This is a genomic window from Bacteroidota bacterium (assembly GCA_016711505.1).
GTDB lineage: Bacteria > Bacteroidota > Bacteroidia > AKYH767-A > 2013-40CM-41-45 > JADKIH01.
Map to the genome: position 1 here is coordinate 1 of JADJSV010000001.1, position 18,388 is coordinate 18,388.

General features: G+C 37.6%; 13 protein-coding genes and 5 pseudogenes. 16 read left to right on the forward strand and 2 right to left on the reverse strand.

All coding sequences use genetic code 11. The features are described 5' to 3' along the window. Window positions 1-169 precede the first annotated feature (169 nt). Window positions 170-427, forward strand: a complete 258-nt coding sequence (locus tag IPL24_00005; GenBank protein MBK8362109.1) for a hypothetical protein — start codon at window positions 170-172, stop codon at window positions 425-427. Window positions 428-1,499: 1,072 nt separating this feature from the next. Here IPL24_00005 and IPL24_00010 read toward each other — a convergent pair. Next, window positions 1,500-2,129, reverse strand: a pseudogene (locus IPL24_00010) (ABC transporter ATP-binding protein). A 721-nt stretch (window positions 2,130-2,850) separates the two neighbouring features. Here IPL24_00010 and IPL24_00015 point away from each other — a divergent pair. Both IPL24_00015 and IPL24_00020 read left to right on the forward strand, forming a co-directional pair. Continuing rightward, entirely contained in the window at window positions 2,851-3,093 is a 243-nt protein-coding gene (locus IPL24_00015; protein MBK8362110.1) for a hypothetical protein, read from the forward strand. A gap of 87 nt (window positions 3,094-3,180) precedes the next feature. Next, window positions 3,181-3,369: a hypothetical protein gene (locus tag IPL24_00020; protein ID MBK8362111.1), complete on the forward strand. Its 189-nt coding sequence runs from the start codon at window positions 3,181-3,183 to the stop codon at window positions 3,367-3,369. A gap of 1,387 nt (window positions 3,370-4,756) precedes the next feature. Here IPL24_00020 and IPL24_00025 read toward each other — a convergent pair. Further along, window positions 4,757-5,095, reverse strand: a complete 339-nt coding sequence (locus tag IPL24_00025) for a hypothetical protein (GenBank protein MBK8362112.1) — start codon at window positions 5,093-5,095, stop codon at window positions 4,757-4,759. 591 nt (window positions 5,096-5,686) lie between these two features. On the opposite strand from IPL24_00025, the pseudogene rny reads away from it, so the two are divergent. From rny to IPL24_00090, 13 genes and pseudogenes are all read left to right on the forward strand, one after another. Further along, a pseudogene (rny, locus tag IPL24_00030) lies at window positions 5,687-7,254 on the forward strand (ribonuclease Y). A gap of 72 nt (window positions 7,255-7,326) precedes the next feature. Next, complete coding sequence (locus IPL24_00035; GenBank protein ID MBK8362113.1) at window positions 7,327-8,157, forward strand: ABC transporter permease; 831 nt, start codon at window positions 7,327-7,329, stop codon at window positions 8,155-8,157. A gap of 2 nt (window positions 8,158-8,159) precedes the next feature. Continuing rightward, window positions 8,160-9,459, forward strand: a pseudogene (locus IPL24_00040) (ABC transporter ATP-binding protein). Continuing rightward, window positions 9,449-10,459, forward strand: a pseudogene (gene pseB / locus IPL24_00045) (UDP-N-acetylglucosamine 4,6-dehydratase (inverting)). Before IPL24_00040 ends, pseB begins: the two co-directional pseudogenes overlap by 11 nt. Continuing rightward, window positions 10,459-11,651, forward strand: a pseudogene (gene pseC / locus IPL24_00050) (UDP-4-amino-4,6-dideoxy-N-acetyl-beta-L-altrosamine transaminase). Before pseB ends, pseC begins: the two co-directional pseudogenes overlap by 1 nt. After that, complete coding sequence (pseF, locus tag IPL24_00055) at window positions 11,644-12,333, forward strand: pseudaminic acid cytidylyltransferase (protein ID MBK8362114.1); 690 nt, start codon at window positions 11,644-11,646, stop codon at window positions 12,331-12,333. Before pseC ends, pseF begins: the two are co-directional and overlap by 8 nt. Further along, entirely contained in the window at window positions 12,323-13,768 is a 1,446-nt protein-coding gene (pseG, locus tag IPL24_00060; protein MBK8362115.1) for a UDP-2,4-diacetamido-2,4,6-trideoxy-beta-L-altropyranose hydrolase, read from the forward strand. Before pseF ends, pseG begins: the two co-directional genes overlap by 11 nt. Continuing rightward, window positions 13,765-14,802, forward strand: coding sequence for a pseudaminic acid synthase (gene pseI, locus IPL24_00065; protein ID MBK8362116.1), 1,038 nt, complete (start codon window positions 13,765-13,767; stop codon window positions 14,800-14,802). The genes pseG and pseI overlap by 4 nt, the downstream gene beginning before the upstream one ends. A gap of 22 nt (window positions 14,803-14,824) precedes the next feature. Beyond that, window positions 14,825-15,100, forward strand: a complete 276-nt coding sequence (locus tag IPL24_00070; GenBank protein MBK8362117.1) for a hypothetical protein — start codon at window positions 14,825-14,827, stop codon at window positions 15,098-15,100. An 88-nt stretch (window positions 15,101-15,188) separates the two neighbouring features. After that, window positions 15,189-15,797 carry a hypothetical protein gene (locus IPL24_00075; GenBank protein ID MBK8362118.1) on the forward strand — a complete coding sequence of 203 codons (609 nt, stop codon included), beginning with the start codon at window positions 15,189-15,191 and terminating at the stop codon, window positions 15,795-15,797. Further along, window positions 15,798-16,832 carry a glycosyltransferase family 2 protein gene (locus IPL24_00080; GenBank protein ID MBK8362119.1) on the forward strand — a complete coding sequence of 345 codons (1,035 nt, stop codon included), beginning with the start codon at window positions 15,798-15,800 and terminating at the stop codon, window positions 16,830-16,832. Continuing rightward, complete coding sequence (locus IPL24_00085) at window positions 16,832-17,260, forward strand: hypothetical protein (protein ID MBK8362120.1); 429 nt, start codon at window positions 16,832-16,834, stop codon at window positions 17,258-17,260. The genes IPL24_00080 and IPL24_00085 overlap by 1 nt, the downstream gene beginning before the upstream one ends. Before the next feature lie 2 nt (window positions 17,261-17,262). Beyond that, on the forward strand, window positions 17,263-18,369 hold the full coding sequence (locus tag IPL24_00090) for a DegT/DnrJ/EryC1/StrS family aminotransferase (GenBank protein MBK8362121.1): 1,107 nt from the start codon (window positions 17,263-17,265) through the stop codon (window positions 18,367-18,369). Window positions 18,370-18,388 lie beyond the last annotated feature (19 nt).

Consider the following 18,388-nt stretch of genomic DNA (forward strand, 5'->3'; position numbering starts at 1 on the left):
CATTGATTTTAGAAATATTTCAATGCCTGTTCCTATTTCGACAGGGATGGACAGTCGAGGCACGTGTGCTTCTATGAGTGATTCACTAGGGTTTATTGTTTTGGCCGTATGCTGCACCCGATGGAAGATGTTACCACTGTAAAAGTCTATAAATACCAATCATCGAATTATGTTGAATGGAGATTCTATAAATGGGGCTGGAGTATGTGATGAAATGATGGGTATTCCAAAACCTGGAAACTCTTCGATTTACTATCTTTCCGTCCATATCCCGCCTTTCAGTCCATCAGGAACATTCTGTTTGGTGGTCGATATGACAGGCGATGGTGGATTGGGTGAGGTTATTAGTAAAAACAATTCAGTAAATATTGATTCATTATGTGGAAGGATGACAACAAATAGGCATGGCAATGGAAGAGATTGGTGATTGGAAATTATTTAAAGGATATTCTGCATTAGGTGATTCAGCCTTTTATGAATATCTGATTTTACCTGATACAATGATTCAAAGGATATAAATGTAGGTGGCAATTCTTGGGCAGGTTTGGGTAATCTTTGTTTTAATAAAGAGGAAATAAAATTGCTTTGTCAGTTTTGCAGGTCTGATAGAAACATTTGATTTTGATCGTTGCACCGGAGTGTTTTCAAATTCAAGGATCATTCAGTCGTCAATTTCAAAATAGTTTACAATTCTTTGGAGCTTGCTTCTCTCTAATTCAATCTGCTCTACATTGCAGATGAAATGGAAGTGTCTCGACTCTTTCAGCTTGATCTAGTTCATCAAATCCCTTTTTAAACAAGGATACTCTTGCTGTTATTACCACTTCTCGATATGGCGGAGGAGGTAATTTACGGCTAGCACCGGATAATAAAATTTACTGGTACATTGAATGGGGATCCGGGTGGAACTTTTCCTTATCCTTATCAATACATATGTACAGTCAGTATAATGTGAATTTGAGTGTAATTGAAAATCAGAATGTTGTTCAGGGCGGGTTGTAATCTTAATCCTATTTAGCTTTTACCTTGGCGGGAGAGAACTTATTAGGGATTACCAAATAATCCTGACTATGAGGATGGCACCCTTACTTGGGGTATTCATGCGATTCTTTGACGAATGACATTGATAAAATTTTGGAGAATGAATTAATTATTTATTCGAATCCATTCTCTGATATAATTATTTAATTCCCCGGAAAAGTTCAAAAAAGTAAGTGTTTATAACGGTTTTGGTCAAATTATTCTTGATAAGGTTAAATGAAAAAAAAACGAACTTAATCTTTCAATCTTCTGCCGGTACATATTATCTGGAATTTATCTATGAAAGGACTGTAGTTAGACGAAAAATGATTAAGATGAAATAAATAGTTTAATGATCAAGTCTTTTCCTGCTTTTAATATAATTATTGGACCTCTTTAATTTTTTGTAAATTTGTTTTGCAGAAAAAAATGAAACTAATAAACTGAGAATACATTGACTTTAAACTTTGAATTACACAAACCCCATCCTTAATAGTCAACTTCCTATCCGCCATATCCGCCAACTCATTAATATGAGTAACGATCACAAAAGTCTGGTTCATCGATTTACGGAGATCAGAAAAGTTGATGCAATGATTTTGCGGAAGCTGGATCCAGATTACCACGCTTGGTTTCATCTGCAAAAACAACAGCAGGGAGTTGATCAATGCTCTTGCAACAGCAACACGTTGTTGTTCGCCACCATAATTCAGACGGTCGATGTTCTTCACGGTCACTTAACCCTAATTGATTTAAAGCGCTTTCGCTTTTTGTAGCATCTGATTTGGAACTTCCGCCGATCCAGAGCGGCATCATGATATTTTCCAAAGCTGTGAATTCTGGTAAGGTGATGCGCCCTGAAAAACAAATCCGATCTTCTGGTTCCTAAACTGGCGATTTTTGTCACGTAGTTGTGGACTTCGATTCCATCGAGTGTCAAAATTCCGCTATCGGCATTATCTAATGTTCGAGAATAAGTAGTGTACTCTTTCCGGCACCTGAAAGCGCCGACAATGCTTACTATTTCTCCTTTATTTATTGTAAGATCGACTACCTTTGAGGACTTGTAAAGATTCGTACTTCTTGAATATTGCATTTGCTTTAATCATACATTAGCAAATGTACCTTGTGAAATTATCCACGTTTTATGACGAACTTATTGTTGGTTTTAATTTTTTATTACATTGGTCGTTGGGATTGAACTTTTTATATACAAAAATGACTCATGAAAATTAAATTTTACCTAACAAGTATTTTCTTCTTAATGGTCTTTTGTCATATGCCAGTGGCAGCAAAGAGGGGAGAGCCCATAATTTGGTTAGGTCTATTCTATTTCATGTGATAGTTCAAAAGTTTATGCTGCAACGACTGGAGGATTTATAGGTCTGATAATAATGGAAATTCATGGGTAGAAAAACATTAGCAGCGACAAAATTGTTGCATCGCAAGATAGCCTTGTCTATATTTATGTTACCGATGGTTTTAATTCTCAGTTAAAAAGTCAGTTGATTATGGTGATAATTTGTACAAGTGAATTCTACTCTTCCTAGTTTCAAATATTACTTCGCTTGCCATTTTAGGGTCTTACGTTTTTGTTGGGACAGGAAATGACGGTCGCTTTATGTCACCTGATTCCGAGGCTACCTGGATCGCTTTCGTTATATACTATCGATGCAGGTTTTTTTAAAACTAGCGAAATTACAAAATGGGAAATATTTGCAGTTACAATGCTGATACTGTTGTCATACTTCGATAGATACCGGTCAGACCTGGACATTTCAGGTTTTGGTTTTATTTATAATTACGGGTCAGAAAGCCTTACTTGGTTAATTGTTTAGGAGTAAAGGATTCATTGATTTTGCAGGAACAGCTATGGGTTTGCATAAGTCAACTGACAATGGATTACACTGGGACCAAATGTTAAATGGAATACCCGCAGCTACAATTTATGCAATAGCATCAACGGCATCTGCAGTATTTGCTTCAACGTTCAATAACCTTTATGTTTCATTTGATGATGGAAATTCCTGGGCGCTCAGTGATTCTGGAATTTCTAGCCATAAATGTCTATGATATAAAATCTGAGGCCAAAATGTTTTTATAGGAACATCATCTGCAGGGGTATTTCTATCTAATAATGACGGATCAACCTGGTCTGAAATGAATAATGGTATTGCAAATGTGACAGTCTGCAAAATTGAAGCAATACAGAATTCTTTATATTGTGTAGGGAGTAACGGATTTTATTATTCGAATGATCAGGGAGACAATTGGACTAAGAGTAATGGAGGTTTGACAGTTAATTATTTTAATTTAATGACGATCGCCGGATCAATTGTATATTGGTAGCTATGGAATTGGGTTTTTAAGTCGATTGATTTTGGAAACAACTGGACTTACAGTGCCTTTGACAGTACTAATATTTATGTATTGTATTCTTCAACCAATAATGTCTTCGCCAGCAAATCTTATGGTTGCAATTTGGGTCCTCATTTGGTATGGAGTCGATTGATAATGGCCTAGCATGCCCATTAAGTGATAGGGATTACAACATTGCCATTTAAAGACATGGCTACATTTGGAAGATATATTATTGCTGGTGGTGACTGTGATATTTAGTTGTCAGCAGATACGGGAAGAACCTGGACAATTATGTACACTTCTGATTTGCCCCGATACCGGTAATATCATCAGACTTACCTCTTCATTGTTTGTGAAGGTTCTTTGATTTTCCTTGCCACTGATGGTGGGGGTTTGTAATGTACTAGCGATACCGGTAGATCATGGGTCAGTAAAAGCATAAACATGTCCCGGCTAAGTCATACTACAAACATGGCCGTTGCGGGAATATACTTTTGCTGGCGGAGATCAAGGAGTCTATTATTCTACGGACAATGGTGATAGTTGGCTAGCAGCAAATGATGGAATTGAAATTTTTACTCAATACTATAAATAGACCTTATGTAAATGTCTAATAATTGATTCCACTTACATATATGCCGGCCTTTCAAATAATTCGATACTCTAAAGATCTCTATTTGATTTTGGAATTACAACTAATGCCGATAATTTTATTAAAAATTCTTCCGTTTCAATTTTCCCTAACCCTGCTGCTGATAATCTTAATATAGTTAGTTCGTCGAAATCAGTCCGTCGAAATTTTCAATTCAATTGGCTTTAAATACATTCTGAAAAATGTTTCTCCTAAAACGATGACGATCAATATTGAAAATTTGGCAAATGGATTTACATTACCCAGATTAATTTAAAGAGTGAATCTCTTATCAAGAAAATTGATTATTAAATAGGGTCAATGTCAAACCAATATTTGGTGAATTTATTAAGAATAAAATATACTTTATGGAAGATTATATTTCTTTCCAAGAAATTGACAATAAGCCAATTAAGTCGAAAACACGAATTTCTTTTCGAAAACAGTTTTTGTATTCAAAGGTTTTGCAGCAAATTTACAGGTAAACTTTTATTTTCAACTGTTTAACAGTATTTATAAAGCGGAATACTGATTTATTTATATGGATTACTCAAAGGCTGACCTCGTGGCCCGTAAGACATTTTATTTTATGTAAACATTTAAATATTTTCGTTAATTGCAGGTACATTTATTCACCGCAATAAATCACCAAAAAAAGTGTATCATGAATGAGCAAAAGACATGAAAAGTAATTTTCCTACGCTCGAAATACGCATTCAAAAATTGATACATTTGCTGAGGATGCTAAGAAACGTAATGAACAATTACTTTCTGAGATCCAAAACTAAAGGACGGGTTGACGGACGAACATGCAAGGTTCAACGTCTTGAAGAAGGTTATCGAAATTTGAAAGAGATCGAATCCTTCAACCAAACAAAGTATTAGTAATATGAAAGAAAAATTAGTGATGTCATCGGCGAGGTAGATCGTAGTATGTCGATGATAGATGATAACCACAAGTGAATCCACCCGAATGGGAGAATTACTGTCCATAAAAGTTTCCATTGCAAGCCACTTATCCGCTCCGATAACTCCGAAGAGCAGGAGAAAATTCCAGGCCGCTGAAAGTATCAATAAGCGCATCAAAGGACTTTGAAGACAACTATGCTGTCCAAAGACAAGCAGGAGATCTTATGCATGAGCGCCCTTCAGTTTAAGTGAAGCAATGGGAGCCTCAAAGCAGGAAAAAAGCCAGTTCAGATCAGGAAGCAATAGAACAAATCGAATACCTTACGCTTCTTGTCGACGAATATCTTGCGCAGGAAAAATTTTCTAAATAGGGCGTTCTTTGAAAATATAGTTTTGTGCATTTGCAAGATGATCCGGTTCGGTTTCTTGAATCGGTTTGTGCCTGCTCTTTCCCATTGACTTAATTCATTCCCGCATTACTTCCGGATCCTTACATAAACTCAACATTTCAATACAATTGGAGCTTCTCGTTCAATGACTACTATGGCAGGCTGCTCTTACCTCGGTAAGATTCCCTCAAAAGACAGCAGAAACCAGAACGGTCAGACCGCTCCACCCATGACTTAGGGGTTTAACAAGTCCCGGAATTAATGCGGGTTTTTTTTTACGTTTTTGTTGGTCGACTTTCGTCCTTCGAAAACGAAAAACTAAAAACGAATTACAAAAGACTAAAAACGAACAACCCAAATATACCATACCCCAATTATGCCTGAAATATCATTATTATATCTACTCATCGGAGTAATAGTTGCCCTGATCGTCGGATATGTCCTTGCGAACTCACTTGCTAAAAAGGCTGCTCTTCAAAAAGAACAGGTCGCAGGTGACAAAGCAAAGATCATTATCAAAGAAGCGGAATCAGAGGCAGAAGTGCTTAAGAAAAATAAAATTCTTGAAGCAAAAGAAAAATTCTTGCAACTGAAATCAGAACACGAAAAAGTGATCTCTGAAAAAGATAAGAATATCAATGCTGCTGAAAACAGAATCAAACAAAAAGAAACTGCTTTAGCTCAGAAGATCGAACAGACTCAGAAAAGAAAAGAATACGAAACTCTTCAGGCCAATCTGAAAAATCAGTTGGATATAATTGAAGGGAAAAAGAGGAACTTGGGAAAACAACATCAACGTCAGGTTGAACAGTTGGAAAAGATCAGCGGACTTAGTGTTGATCAGGAAAAGAGTCAGCTTGTTGAAGCATTGAAAGCAGAAGCGAAACCAGATGCCATGTCGTACATCAAAGACATCATGGAAGAAGCTAAACTTACTGTCAATAAAGAAGCGAAAAGATCGTCATTCAGACGATTCAACGTGTCGCTACTGAGCATGCTGTTGAAAATGCTGTCACAATTTTCAATATTGAAAACGACGAAGTAAAAGGACGTATCATCGGTCGCGAAGGCCGAAATATCCGCGCCCTTGAAGCTGCAACAGGAGTAGAGATCATCGTTGATGATACTCCTGAAACGATCATCCTTTCCGGATTCGATCCGGTTCGCCGTGAAATGGCTCGCCTTGCTTTACATCAACTTGTAAGCGATGGCCGGATTCACCCAGCGCGTATCGAAGAGGTCGTTGCAAAAGTGAAACGTCAGCTAGATGATGAGATCGTTGAAATTGGAAAACGTACAACTATCGACTTAGGAATTCACGGACTTGCTCCTGAACTGATCCGAATGGTCGGTCGTATGAAATACCGTTCTTCTTACGGACAAAATTTACTTCAGCACTCGCGCGAAGTGGCAAACTTATGTGCTACCATGGCTGCTGAACTTGGACTGAATGTAAAACTGGCTAAACGTGCCGGACTATTGCACGATATCGGAAAAGTTCCTGATGATGAGCCGGAATTACCGCATGCTATTTTGGGTATGAAACTGGCTGAGAAATTCAAAGAGAATCCTGAAGTATGTAATGCTATCGGTGCCCATCACGATGAGATCGAAATGAACAGTATGATCTCTCCAATCGTTCAGGTTTGTGATGCTATTTCCGGTGCACGTCCAGGTGCACGTCGTGAAGTTGTTGAATCATACATCAAACGTCTGAAGGACATGGAAGCTCTTGCGCTTTCCTATCCTGGTGTTGAGAAAACTTTTGCAATTCAGGCCGGTCGCGAATTGCGTGTAGTTGTTCAAAGTGAAAAACTGACGGACAAACAAGCTGAAGTACTTTCTTTCGACATTGCTAACAGAATTCAGACGGAGATGACTTATCCGGGTCAGGTGAAGATCACTGTGATCCGTGAAACAAGATCGGTGAATTACGCTAAGTAATTAATTTTATAAGTTCTTTAAATTATAAATGCTGATGTAAGTTTATTGCATCAGCATTTTTTAAAAAACAGAATGTCAGCAGACGAATTCGATATTATTATTGATCCAAACAGGAGAAGGTCCAATTTCAGAAAAGATCTTTGGAATTACCGGGGACTGTTTTATTTTTTGTCATGGCGTGATATTCTTGTACGTTATAAGCAAACAGTACTAGGTGTTTTGTGGAGTATCATCCGACCACTGATGACAATCTTTGTATTTACAATTATATTTGGAAGGCTTGCTAAACTTCCATCAGATGGTGTTCCATATCTCTTACTCGTTTCTGCAGGAATGATTCCATGGCAGTTTTTTGCAAACTCATTTACCGAAGCCAGCAATTCTCTGATCGCAAATGCAACCATGCTCAGCAAGGTTTATTTTCCACGTATAATTATTCCTGTAAGTTCTGTTGTTGTTTCATTCATCGATTTGCTCATATCATTTGCAATCATGATCGGAATCTACATCTGGTACCAGTTTGTACCGGACTGGCATCTGATATTTTTACCATTATTTATTTTGCAGGCAATTTTTGTAAGCATGGGACTTGGATTTTTAGTCAGTGCTTTGAATGTAAGGTACCGTGACTTCAGATACATCGTACCTTTCATTGTTCAGTTTGGTTTGTATATCTCACCCGTCGGATTTAAGACAAGTGTTGTTACCGGAGATCTGAAATATCTGTATGCTCTGAATCCAATGGTCGGAGTTATCGACGGCTTCCGTTGGTCACTACTCGGTGGAAATTTTAGTCTTGATAAAAGTACATTCGCGATCTCGTTGATCATGTCTGTCATCATATTTATAATCGGTTTCAATTACTTCCGTAAAGTAGAAAGAAACTTTGCTGATATTATCTGATCATGTCTGTAGTCATTCGCGTAGAAAATCTTACAAAGAAATATATCCTTCGGCATGAAGCAGGTCATTCCTATGTAGCTTTACGTGATGTGATTTCAGGTTCAGTGAAACGTGCTATCAAAAGAAAAGACACGTGTTACAAAGGAAGAGTTTTATGCTTTGAATGATGTATCATTTGAACTGAAAAAAGGAGAAAGAGTAGGAGTTATCGGAAGAAACGGTGCCGGTAAATCTACTTTGCTGAAAGTACTTAGCAGGATCACAGAGCCAACAACAGGCAGGGTCTCACTGAAAGGCAGAGTTGCAAGTTTACTTGAAGTCGGAACAGGATTTCACCCTGAACTTACCGGACGGGAAAATATATTTCTTAATGGTTCTATCCTCGGAATGAGAAAACAGGAAATTCGCAGGAAGTTCGACGAGATAGTAGACTTTGCAGAAGTGGAAAAATTTCTGGACACTCCTGTTAAACGATATTCATCGGGAATGTATGTCCGGCTTGCTTTTGCAGTTGCAGCACATCTTGAACCCGAGATCCTGATAGTAGATGAAGTGCTTGCAGTCGGTGATGCAGAATTCCAGAAGAAATGTCTGGGAAAAATGAATGACGTAAGTAAATCCGATGGCCGCACAGTTATTTTTGTTAGTCATAACATGGGGGCCATCAATGCTCTCTGCAGTAGTGCTATCCTGCTTGATAAAGGTCGTATCAAAGCCAATGGAAATACGGAAATGATTACCGGAATGTATTTCGGAGGCGGATTTGCTGAAGAAGGTGAATTTATTGTAGGTAAAGCCGGTAATCATGAAAAAGTGATTATAGAAAAAGCGATTCTTCGAAATGACAAAGGCACGGCACTGAATAATTTTCAATTTGGCGAAAGCATCAGTGTTGAAGTTGAACTTAATTCGCTGGAAGAATTTGAAAAACCATATTTGTGGCTTGGAATAAAAAATGGAAGAGGGCCGGTTACCGCTGCAACAGCTATGGTCGACGGATTTCGTCCTGATAAATTTGTAAAAGGAAAGAACATCGTTAAATGTACTTTCCTGAATGCACCACTCATGCCGGGACAATATTCCATCAATATGGGAATCCGTGCATCAGATGGATTGACACTGATAACAGAATCAAAAGATGTAGCAATTTTCAGCATATCAACTGTTCTTTCCGAAGTCGGATTGAACGGCGGACTGGCTGATACTCTTGCTTCAGATACCGTAAGCCCGGTTATTCCTTATGAATGGGAATTTGAAGGCAATAAAAAATATAAATTTGACATTAAGAACTATGTTAAATAACAAATCAATATTAATTACCGGTGGTACAGGGTCTTTAGGAAAAGAACTGGTAAAAACAATTTTGCATAAATGGCCTGAAGTTAAGAGACTTGTTGTTTTTTCACGCGATGAACAAAAGCAATATCAGATGGCTCAGTAATTTCCTGAATCAAAATATAAAAGCATGCGCTATTTCATTGGTGATGTCCGTGATAAAGAAAGGTTAAAACGGGCATTCTCAGGTGTTGATTATGTTATCCATGCAGCAGCAATGAAGCATGTTCATATTGCAGAATATAATCCTGATGAGTGCGTAAAAACAAATGTTGGCGGTGCTGAGAATGTAATTAAAGCAGCTCTTGATACAGATGTAACCAAAGTAGTTGCGCTTTCAACAGATAAAGCATGTGCACCAATTAATTTGTATGGTGCAACAAAATTAACTTCTGATAAATTATTTATTGCAGCAAATAATATCAAAGGAAATAAAGACCTGGTATTTTCAGTTGTACGTTACGGAAATGTAATGGGCTCAAACGGTTCTGTAATTCCCTTTTTTCTTAACAAGAAAAAAACAGGAACGCTCCCGGTTACAAATTCTGATATGACACGTTTTAATATCACACTCAAAGAAGGTGTTGATATGGTCTTATATGCTCTTGACACAGCATGGGGCGGTGAATTATTTGTGCCTAAAATCCCATCTTACAAAATTATGGATGTTGCAAATGCAATTGCTCCTGAATGTAAGCATGTGATCACCGGAATCCGTCCCGGTGAAAAGATCCATGAAGAAATGATCACCAGTTCCGATTCATTCAGCACCTATGACCTTGGACAGTATTACGTAATTCTGCCTCAGGTTCCAAACTGGAAACTGGATGATTACATTAAAAAATTCAATGCTAAAAAAGTGGAAGAAGGATTCAGTTATACTTCCAATAATAATACTGAGTGGGAATCAGTTGAAAGTTTACGGAAACTCATTGTTGAACATGTTGACTCTGATTTTAAAGTGTAATGAATAAAAAAGTGATCCCATACGGAAGACAGAATATAACAGCAGATGATATCAAAGCTGTTAGCGATACCCTGCAATCTGATTTCCTGACTCAAGGTCCGGCAATAAAGGAATTTGAAAATAATTTTGCTGAATATATTGGCGCAAAATATGCTGTGGCTGTCTCAAATGGTACTGCTGCTTTGCATTTGTGCGCACTTGCTCTAAATGTAAAAGAAGGCCAGAAAGTTATTACTAGTCCCATTACTTTCGCTGCTTCTGCAAATTGCATTCGCTATTGTGGCGGTGAAGTTATTTTTGCTGATATCGATCCTGAAACATATTTGCTCGACATAAAAAGTGTCAGGAAATTACTGGAATCAGCACCAGCAGGTACCTACCATGGAATTATCCCTGTAGATTTTGCAGGTCGCGCTGTTGTTCTTCAGGCATTCAGAAAACTTGCTGATGAATATGGTCTTTGGATTATCGAAGATGCATGTCATGCACCCGGAGGATTTTTTACAGACAGCAAAAAGAAAAATCAATCATGTGGTAACGGAACTTTTGCTGATCTGGCAATTTTTTCATTTCACCCTGTTAAACATATTGCATGTGGAGAAGGTGGGATGATCACAACAAATGATGAAAGTTTATACAAGCGATTACTAACACTTCGTACTCATGGAATCACCCGTGAGGAAAAGCTTTTGAAAATACTCCGGCTTTCGCATCCGGAGAAGATAAAGCTGATTCCTTTCCGGCTTGGTATATGGAAATGCAGGAACTCGGATTCAATTATCGTCTGACAGATTTCCAGGCAGCATTAGGATCAAGCCAACTCAAACGTGCTGATGCCGGTTTAGTAAGAAGAAGGGAAATTGCAGCTACTTACCAAAAAGCTTTTCAGGGAAAAGATTTTATAGTTAGTCAGTCAGGTGTAGTGGAAGGACATGCATATCATTTATATATTCTTGAAGTAAAGAACCGACTTGGACTTTACAATCACCTTCGTGCAAACAATATTTTTGCGCAAATTCATTATATCCCTTGCCACCTGATGCCTTACTATAAAAAATTTGGCTGGAAGGAAGGTGATATGCCGCAAGCAGAAGCCTACTATAAGAATTGTATCTCTCTGCCTATGTATCCAACTCTTACAGAAGAAGACCAGACTTTTGTGATCAATAAAATTATGGAATTCTATGGCTAGATTGGCAATTATTCCTGCTCGTAGTGGTAGCAAGCGGATTCCGGGAAAAAACATAAAAGATTTTTTCGGGAAACCTGTAATTGCCTATTCAATACAGGCAGCTTTGGATTGCGGTCTTTTCGATGAAGTAATGGTTTCAACTGACGATTTAAAGATCGCTGATATCGCAAAAGCTCATGGCGCACAAGTTCCTTTTTTAAGAAGCGAAAAAAATTCAGATGATCAGGCGACAACTCTTGAAGTTATCAAAGAAGTTCTTAATTATTATAAGACGAACCTGAATAAAAGTTTTGATCAGATCTGTTGCATTTATCCTGCTGCTCCTTTGATCAATGCTTCACAACTGAAAAAAGGTTTTGAAAAACTCACATCAGGAAAATTTGATTCTGTTTTTCCTGTTGTGGAATTCAGTTATCCTGTCTGGCGAGGAATGGAACTTTATGAAACAGGAAAAGTAAATTTTATCTGGCCGGAATTTCTCAATTCAAGAAGTCAGGATCTGAAAAAAGTTTTTCATGATGCCGGTCAATGGTATTGGATGAATGTAGCTACAATTGGAAATTCTGTTTTTACTGATAATTCATCATCAATAATCATGATGGAAGAAGAAGTACAGGACATTGATAATCCTTCTGACTGGAAATTGGCAGAATTAAAATACCGGATGCGGAATGAAGCCTAGGTTATGTATTCGAACTGATGGAAATTCTGTCATGGGACTAGGGCATTTAATGCGCTGTTTCGCTCTTGCACAGATGGTAAAATCGAAATTTTCTGTTTGCTTTTATTGTCTGGAAATTCCACCAACTTTGGCTGCCAATATTATTTCAGCCGGATTTGAATTTCATAAAATTAGTTCGGATGACAAATTTGTTGAGTCGGTAAATGGCGAAGATCTTGTTATCCTCGATGGATATCAATTCACTGAAAGTTTTCAAGTTGAATTAAAGAGAGTAGGTGTAATTCTCATTTGTATAGATGATCTCCATGATAAGCATTATTTTGCTGATCTGATTCTCAATCATGCTCCCGGAATAACATCCGGTAATTACTCCGCAGAAATTTATACTCAATTCGCCTTGGGGTCAGACTATGTTCTGCTACGTCCGGGATTTTTAAAAGCTGCTTCAGAGACCGATGTAAAACACGACAATGAAATTGCATTCATTTGTTTTGGTGGAGCCGATCCCAGGAATATGACTCAGCAGGTTTTAAAAATTGTAAGCAGTCACACTCAGTTTAAAGAGATAAACGTTGTAACCGGGTCTGCATTTACAAATGCTGAAACAATACAATCAATTGCCGATAAAGATATCCGTATAAAGTATTTTCAGTCGATTGACGATGACCGGATGCTCGCGCTCATGCAGAAATCCGGAATAGCTATCGTTCCGGCAGGTGGCATATTGCTGGAATGTCTGGCCGCAGGGTGTAATGTAATCTCAGGATTGTATGTTGACAATCAAAAATTTATTTACTCAAATTACTTGCAGGCAAACACTTTTACTGACGCCAAAGATTTCAGTGAAGTGAATATTATTTCTGCTATAAAGACTGCTGTTTCGAAACCGCAGGTTAAAAGAAAATTCTTTGATGGTAAATCGGGAATCAGAATTGAAAAAATTCTACTCAACTTAGCTGAAGCAAAAAAAATTACATTGAAAGTAGCATCAATTGAAGATACTGATACTACTTTTAAATGGGCAAATGATCCTGTAATCAGAAAACATTCTTTCAGCAAAGCTGAGATCAGAAAAGAAGAACATGTTCTCTGGTTTGAAAGAAAAATTCAATCAGAAGATTGTATCTACCTGATCGCATTAAAGGATGATATTTCTGTTGGTTCTATTCGTTTTGATCTGAATGAAGGTGATGCCCTTATCAGCTACCTGGTCGACCCACTATATCATGGTTATGGTTATGGTCAGGTATTATTGTGTAAAGGGCTTGTGTTTTTAAAAAACATAGCTGATTCAAGAGGTTATGTTCTACAAACAGTTTCGGGAAAAGTTTTCAAAGAAAACATTTCTTCTTTGAAGGCCTTCGAGCGTACCGGATTTAAAATTGAAAGTGAAACAGCAGAATACGTTACATTCACAAAACAAATAGCAGCATGAAAGAAATAAAGATCGGAAAATTTGTTATTTCAGACAGTTCGCCAGTTTTTATAATTGCTGAACTTTCTGCAAATCACAATGGGCAAATCGAACATGCAATACACACAATCAGAGAGGCAAAAAAAGCAGGTGCTGATTGTATAAAACTACAGACATATACAGCTGATACGATCACTATTGATTCAACCAATGATGATTTTAAAGTCAGTCAGGGAACATTGTGGGATGGCAGATATTTATATGATCTCTACAAAGAAGCATATACTCCGTGGGAATGGCATCAAAAACTTTTTGATGTTGCAGCTGAAGAAGGACTGATCTGTTTTTCATCGCCATTCGACAATTCAGCAGTAGATTTTCTTGAAAAATTAAATGTGCCGGCTTACAAAATTGCATCTTTCGAGATTACTGATATTCCTTTGATCGAATATGTTGCATCTAAACAAAAACCTGTTATCATTTCCACAGGAATTGCAGGCATTGATGATATTGAACTTGCACTTGATGCATGTAAACGAATGAATAATGATCAGATAATTCTTCTGAAATGTACTTCGAGTTATCCTGCAGAATTAAGTGAAGCAAATTTATTAATGGTCAAAGACCTTTCTGAAAGATTCAATGTGTTTTCAGGATTGTCGGATCACACAATGTCGAATACAGCTCCTGTTGTTGCTACTGCATTGGGTGCAAAAATAATTGAAAAGCATTTTATCATAGATAGAGCTGTTGGTGGACCTGATGCAGCATTCTCTTTAACAAAAGATGAGTTTGCAAGTATGGTTGCAGAAGTAAGGAAGGCTGAACTTTCACTTGGTGTAGTTGATTATAAATTGACACCAGGACAAGAAAAGGGAAAACAATTTTCGAGATCACTTTATGTTGTTAAAGATATTAAAGCAGGTGAATTGATAACTGAAGAAAATATTCGTTCTATCCGCCCCGGATTTGGCATGCATCCAAAAAATTACAAAGACGTAATTAATACAAAAGCAAAAAAGGACTATAAAAAAGGAGATCGGTTTTCAATCTGATTAACTTCAAGATAAAGTAAGAATGGGAAACAATGAAAAATTTGATCCGAGAGAGTTACCCGGCAATCGGAGTTGTGTACTGAATAATGAATACGGAGATACGGAGGTATTGGCCAAATATTGTGGCTTTGAAAAAGTCCCTAAACCGGTAATCGCAGAATTGCAGCATGGGTGGATGATGCCTGAGAGAAATGTAAACCCTGAATTTGTTGTTGGTAATGACGGACTTTCCCGGACCAGAAAAAATAAACAGTATCTCGTTACAAGAAGTGATCAGGCAGAATATCTGAAAGAGTGAAGGGTATACAAATGTTGAAGCTATTGGTTTCCCGATAATATATGTGGAGAAACCAAAGATCAAGCGACTTGAAAAAAGTTTATTGGTCATGCCTGTACATTCTTTATCAGATACCCGCGAACATTGGAATGATGAAGAATATGCTTCCTATATAGATTCTGTTTCTACGAACTTTGAAAAGATCGTTCTCTGTTTACATAGTTCATGTTTGAAAAAAGGAAACTGGATCAATGCATTTAAAAGAAGAAATATTGAAGTTGTACTTGGTGCTGACCCCAGAGATTGTAATACATTTCCAAGACTTGCATATCTGTTCAATAGATTTGAATATGTGACATCAAATCAAATGGGTTCACACATTGCTTATGCTGCATATTTTGGGGCGAAACCTTCGATTGCCGGTCCTGAACCGAGGTTTGATAAAACCGATTATGAGAATACAGTTTTTTATAGGAATGTACCGGAGATGCTTATATTGTTAGATGAATGGTATAAGACAGGTTACTTTAAAAAACTATTTTCTTTTCTGTATTGTGAGCCACATCTGGCCTATCAATTAATTGAATGGGCAGAATTTCAATTAGGAGAAAAGGAGAAAAAAAGTAGAGATGAATTAAGAAACATCCTTGGTTGGTCAATGAAAGACAGATTGATCTATGAATTGAAAAATAAAATCAGAAAAGTAATCAGGAAATAAATGAAGGCATCAGTCATTATACCAACTTTTAACCGGTCAGGACAGTTGTCAAGAACACTCGCAAGTCTTGTTGCTCTTGATTACGGACTTGACTTATTCGAGATTATTGTTGTCGATAATGGCTCTGTGGATGATACAAAACAAATTGTTGACTCATGTATTGTAAAATTTCCTCATCATAAGATCCGGTATTTTTTTGATAATGTTCCCGGACTTCTTACCGGTCGTCATCGGGGCGCAAAAGAAGCAAAGGGTGAGCTATTGATTTTTATTGATGACGATATTAGTGTTGAAAAAAAATGGCTGAAATCCATCGTCGAGACATTTGAAAATTATCCCGATGTGCATCTGGTGGGCGGTAAGTGTCTTCCTGCATATGAAAAAACTCCGCCTGAATGGTTGGATGCATTCTGGAAAGAACTTCCCGATGGTGGTAAAATGCTGACAGATCTCAGCCTTTGTGATTATGGCGATAAAGAAAAAGAAGTCGATCAGACGTGGATCTGGGGTTTGAATTATTCGATAAGAAAAAGTTCTTTCCTGAAATTCGGCGGTTTTCATCCTGATAACATTTCTCCGCGCTATCAACATTTCCAGGGTGATGGAGAAACCGGATTGTCCTTAAAATTGAAAGAGAATGGCGCAAAAGCGTGGTACAATCCGCAAGTTATTGTCTATCACGAAGTACCCGCGGAAAGAATGACTTATTTTTATTTTGAAAAGCGCTATTTCTATCAAGGTGTATGCAATTCCTTTACCGGGATCAGGCGAATAAAAGGTTCGAGAATCCGGAAAATTATTGCCACTTTTGTGGAAATGTCAAAGGCGCTTGCAAGAAAAATTCTCAGAACAAATGCATTCAAATTGACAAAAAATAATAATGTTAGTATTGAAGTTCAATTACTGTTTGCAAGACTCTCAGAAATGGAGAAAGCAGGTTACAGATTCCATCAGAAAATTGCATGGAGCAACCCGCAAGTAATGGAGTGGGTATTGAAAGAAAATTACTTTGATTATAAACTTCCCGAAGACTGATGCTGGAAAAAATAATTCATAATGAACAATTGCTTGCTATAATAATTGGTAATAATTATAAGCAGGATGGAATTGCATTCTTTACTGACGATAATTTTTCTCAGCAATTAGGATACATGAATCGTCCGAAAGGTTACGTCATAGAACCACATCGGCATAATCTTGTTTCTCGGGAAGTCGTGCAAACACAGGAAGTCTTATTTGTTAAATCAGGAAAAGTCCGTGTTGATTTTTATAATGACGAACAGCAATACATCGAAAGCAGAGTGCTCGTTCAAGGCGATGTAATTTTACTTGCTGCCGGTGGACATGGTTTTGAAATGCTTGAACCAAGTGAAATGATCGAAGTAAAACAAGGGCCTTACATTGGAGAAAAAGATAAAGTTCGGTTTGATCCTACATCGGATCCTAAAGTTGAAGTCAAATAATTATGATTCCTGTAAATACACCCTTGCTGAATGGCAATGAAGAAAAATATCTTCTCGAATGTATCCGTACAGGATGGATCTCTTCTGAAGGTCCATTCATAAAAGAATTCGAAGAGAAATTTTCTGCTTATGTGAATCGGAAACATGGGATAGCTGTTGCAAATGGTTCTGCTGCACTTGATATAGCTGTTCAGGCATTGCAATTATCGCCTGGTGATGAAGTGATCATGCCGGCTTTTACGATCATCTCTCCCGCGCAATCTGTTGTCAAAGCCGGTTTGATTCCTGTTCTGGTAGATAGCGATCCTGAAACATGGAACATGGATGTTTCTTTAATAGAGAATAAAATTACCTCCAGAACGAAAGCCATCATTGTTGTTCACATCTATGGTTTACCGGTAGATATGGATCCGGTACTTGCACTTTGTAAAAAACATAACTTACTTCTGATTGAAGATGCTGCAGAAATGCACGGACAAACTTACAAAGGGAAAGTCTGCGGGTCATTTGGTGATATCAGCATTTTTAGTTTTTATCCTAACAAACATATAACAACCGGCGAGGGTGGTATGATCGTTTGCGATTCTGACCATCTTGCTGCCCGCTGTCGAAAACTCCGGAATCTGGCCTTTGAACCGGATGGAAGAAGGTTCATTCATTTTGAACTTGGCTGGAATTACAGAATGACAAATATGCAGGCTGCATTGGGTCTTGCTCAACTGGAACGTATCGGAGAACATATTGAAAAGAAAAGAAAAGTCGGTAAACTTTATCAGGATGGCCTTTCCGGTCTGAAAAATTTTCAGTTTCCTAAAGTAAAAACAGAATATTCAGAAAATATTTTCTGGGTTTATGCACTCGTTGCCGAATCACAAGCATTATGTGAATCAACAGTTGAAAAACTTTCAAAGGAAAAAATTGGTACACGCCCGTTTTTCTGGTGTATGCATGAACAACCTGTTTTTCAGAATATGGGATTGTTTAAGAATGAAAAGTATCCTGTTGCTGAACGCCTTGCGCGAAATGGATTCTATCTTCCCAGTGGACTCGGACTCTCAGAGGAGGATGTGAATACTGTTATATCAACTATGAAAAAAATTTGCAGCTGATCTGTATTCGGAGAAGTAA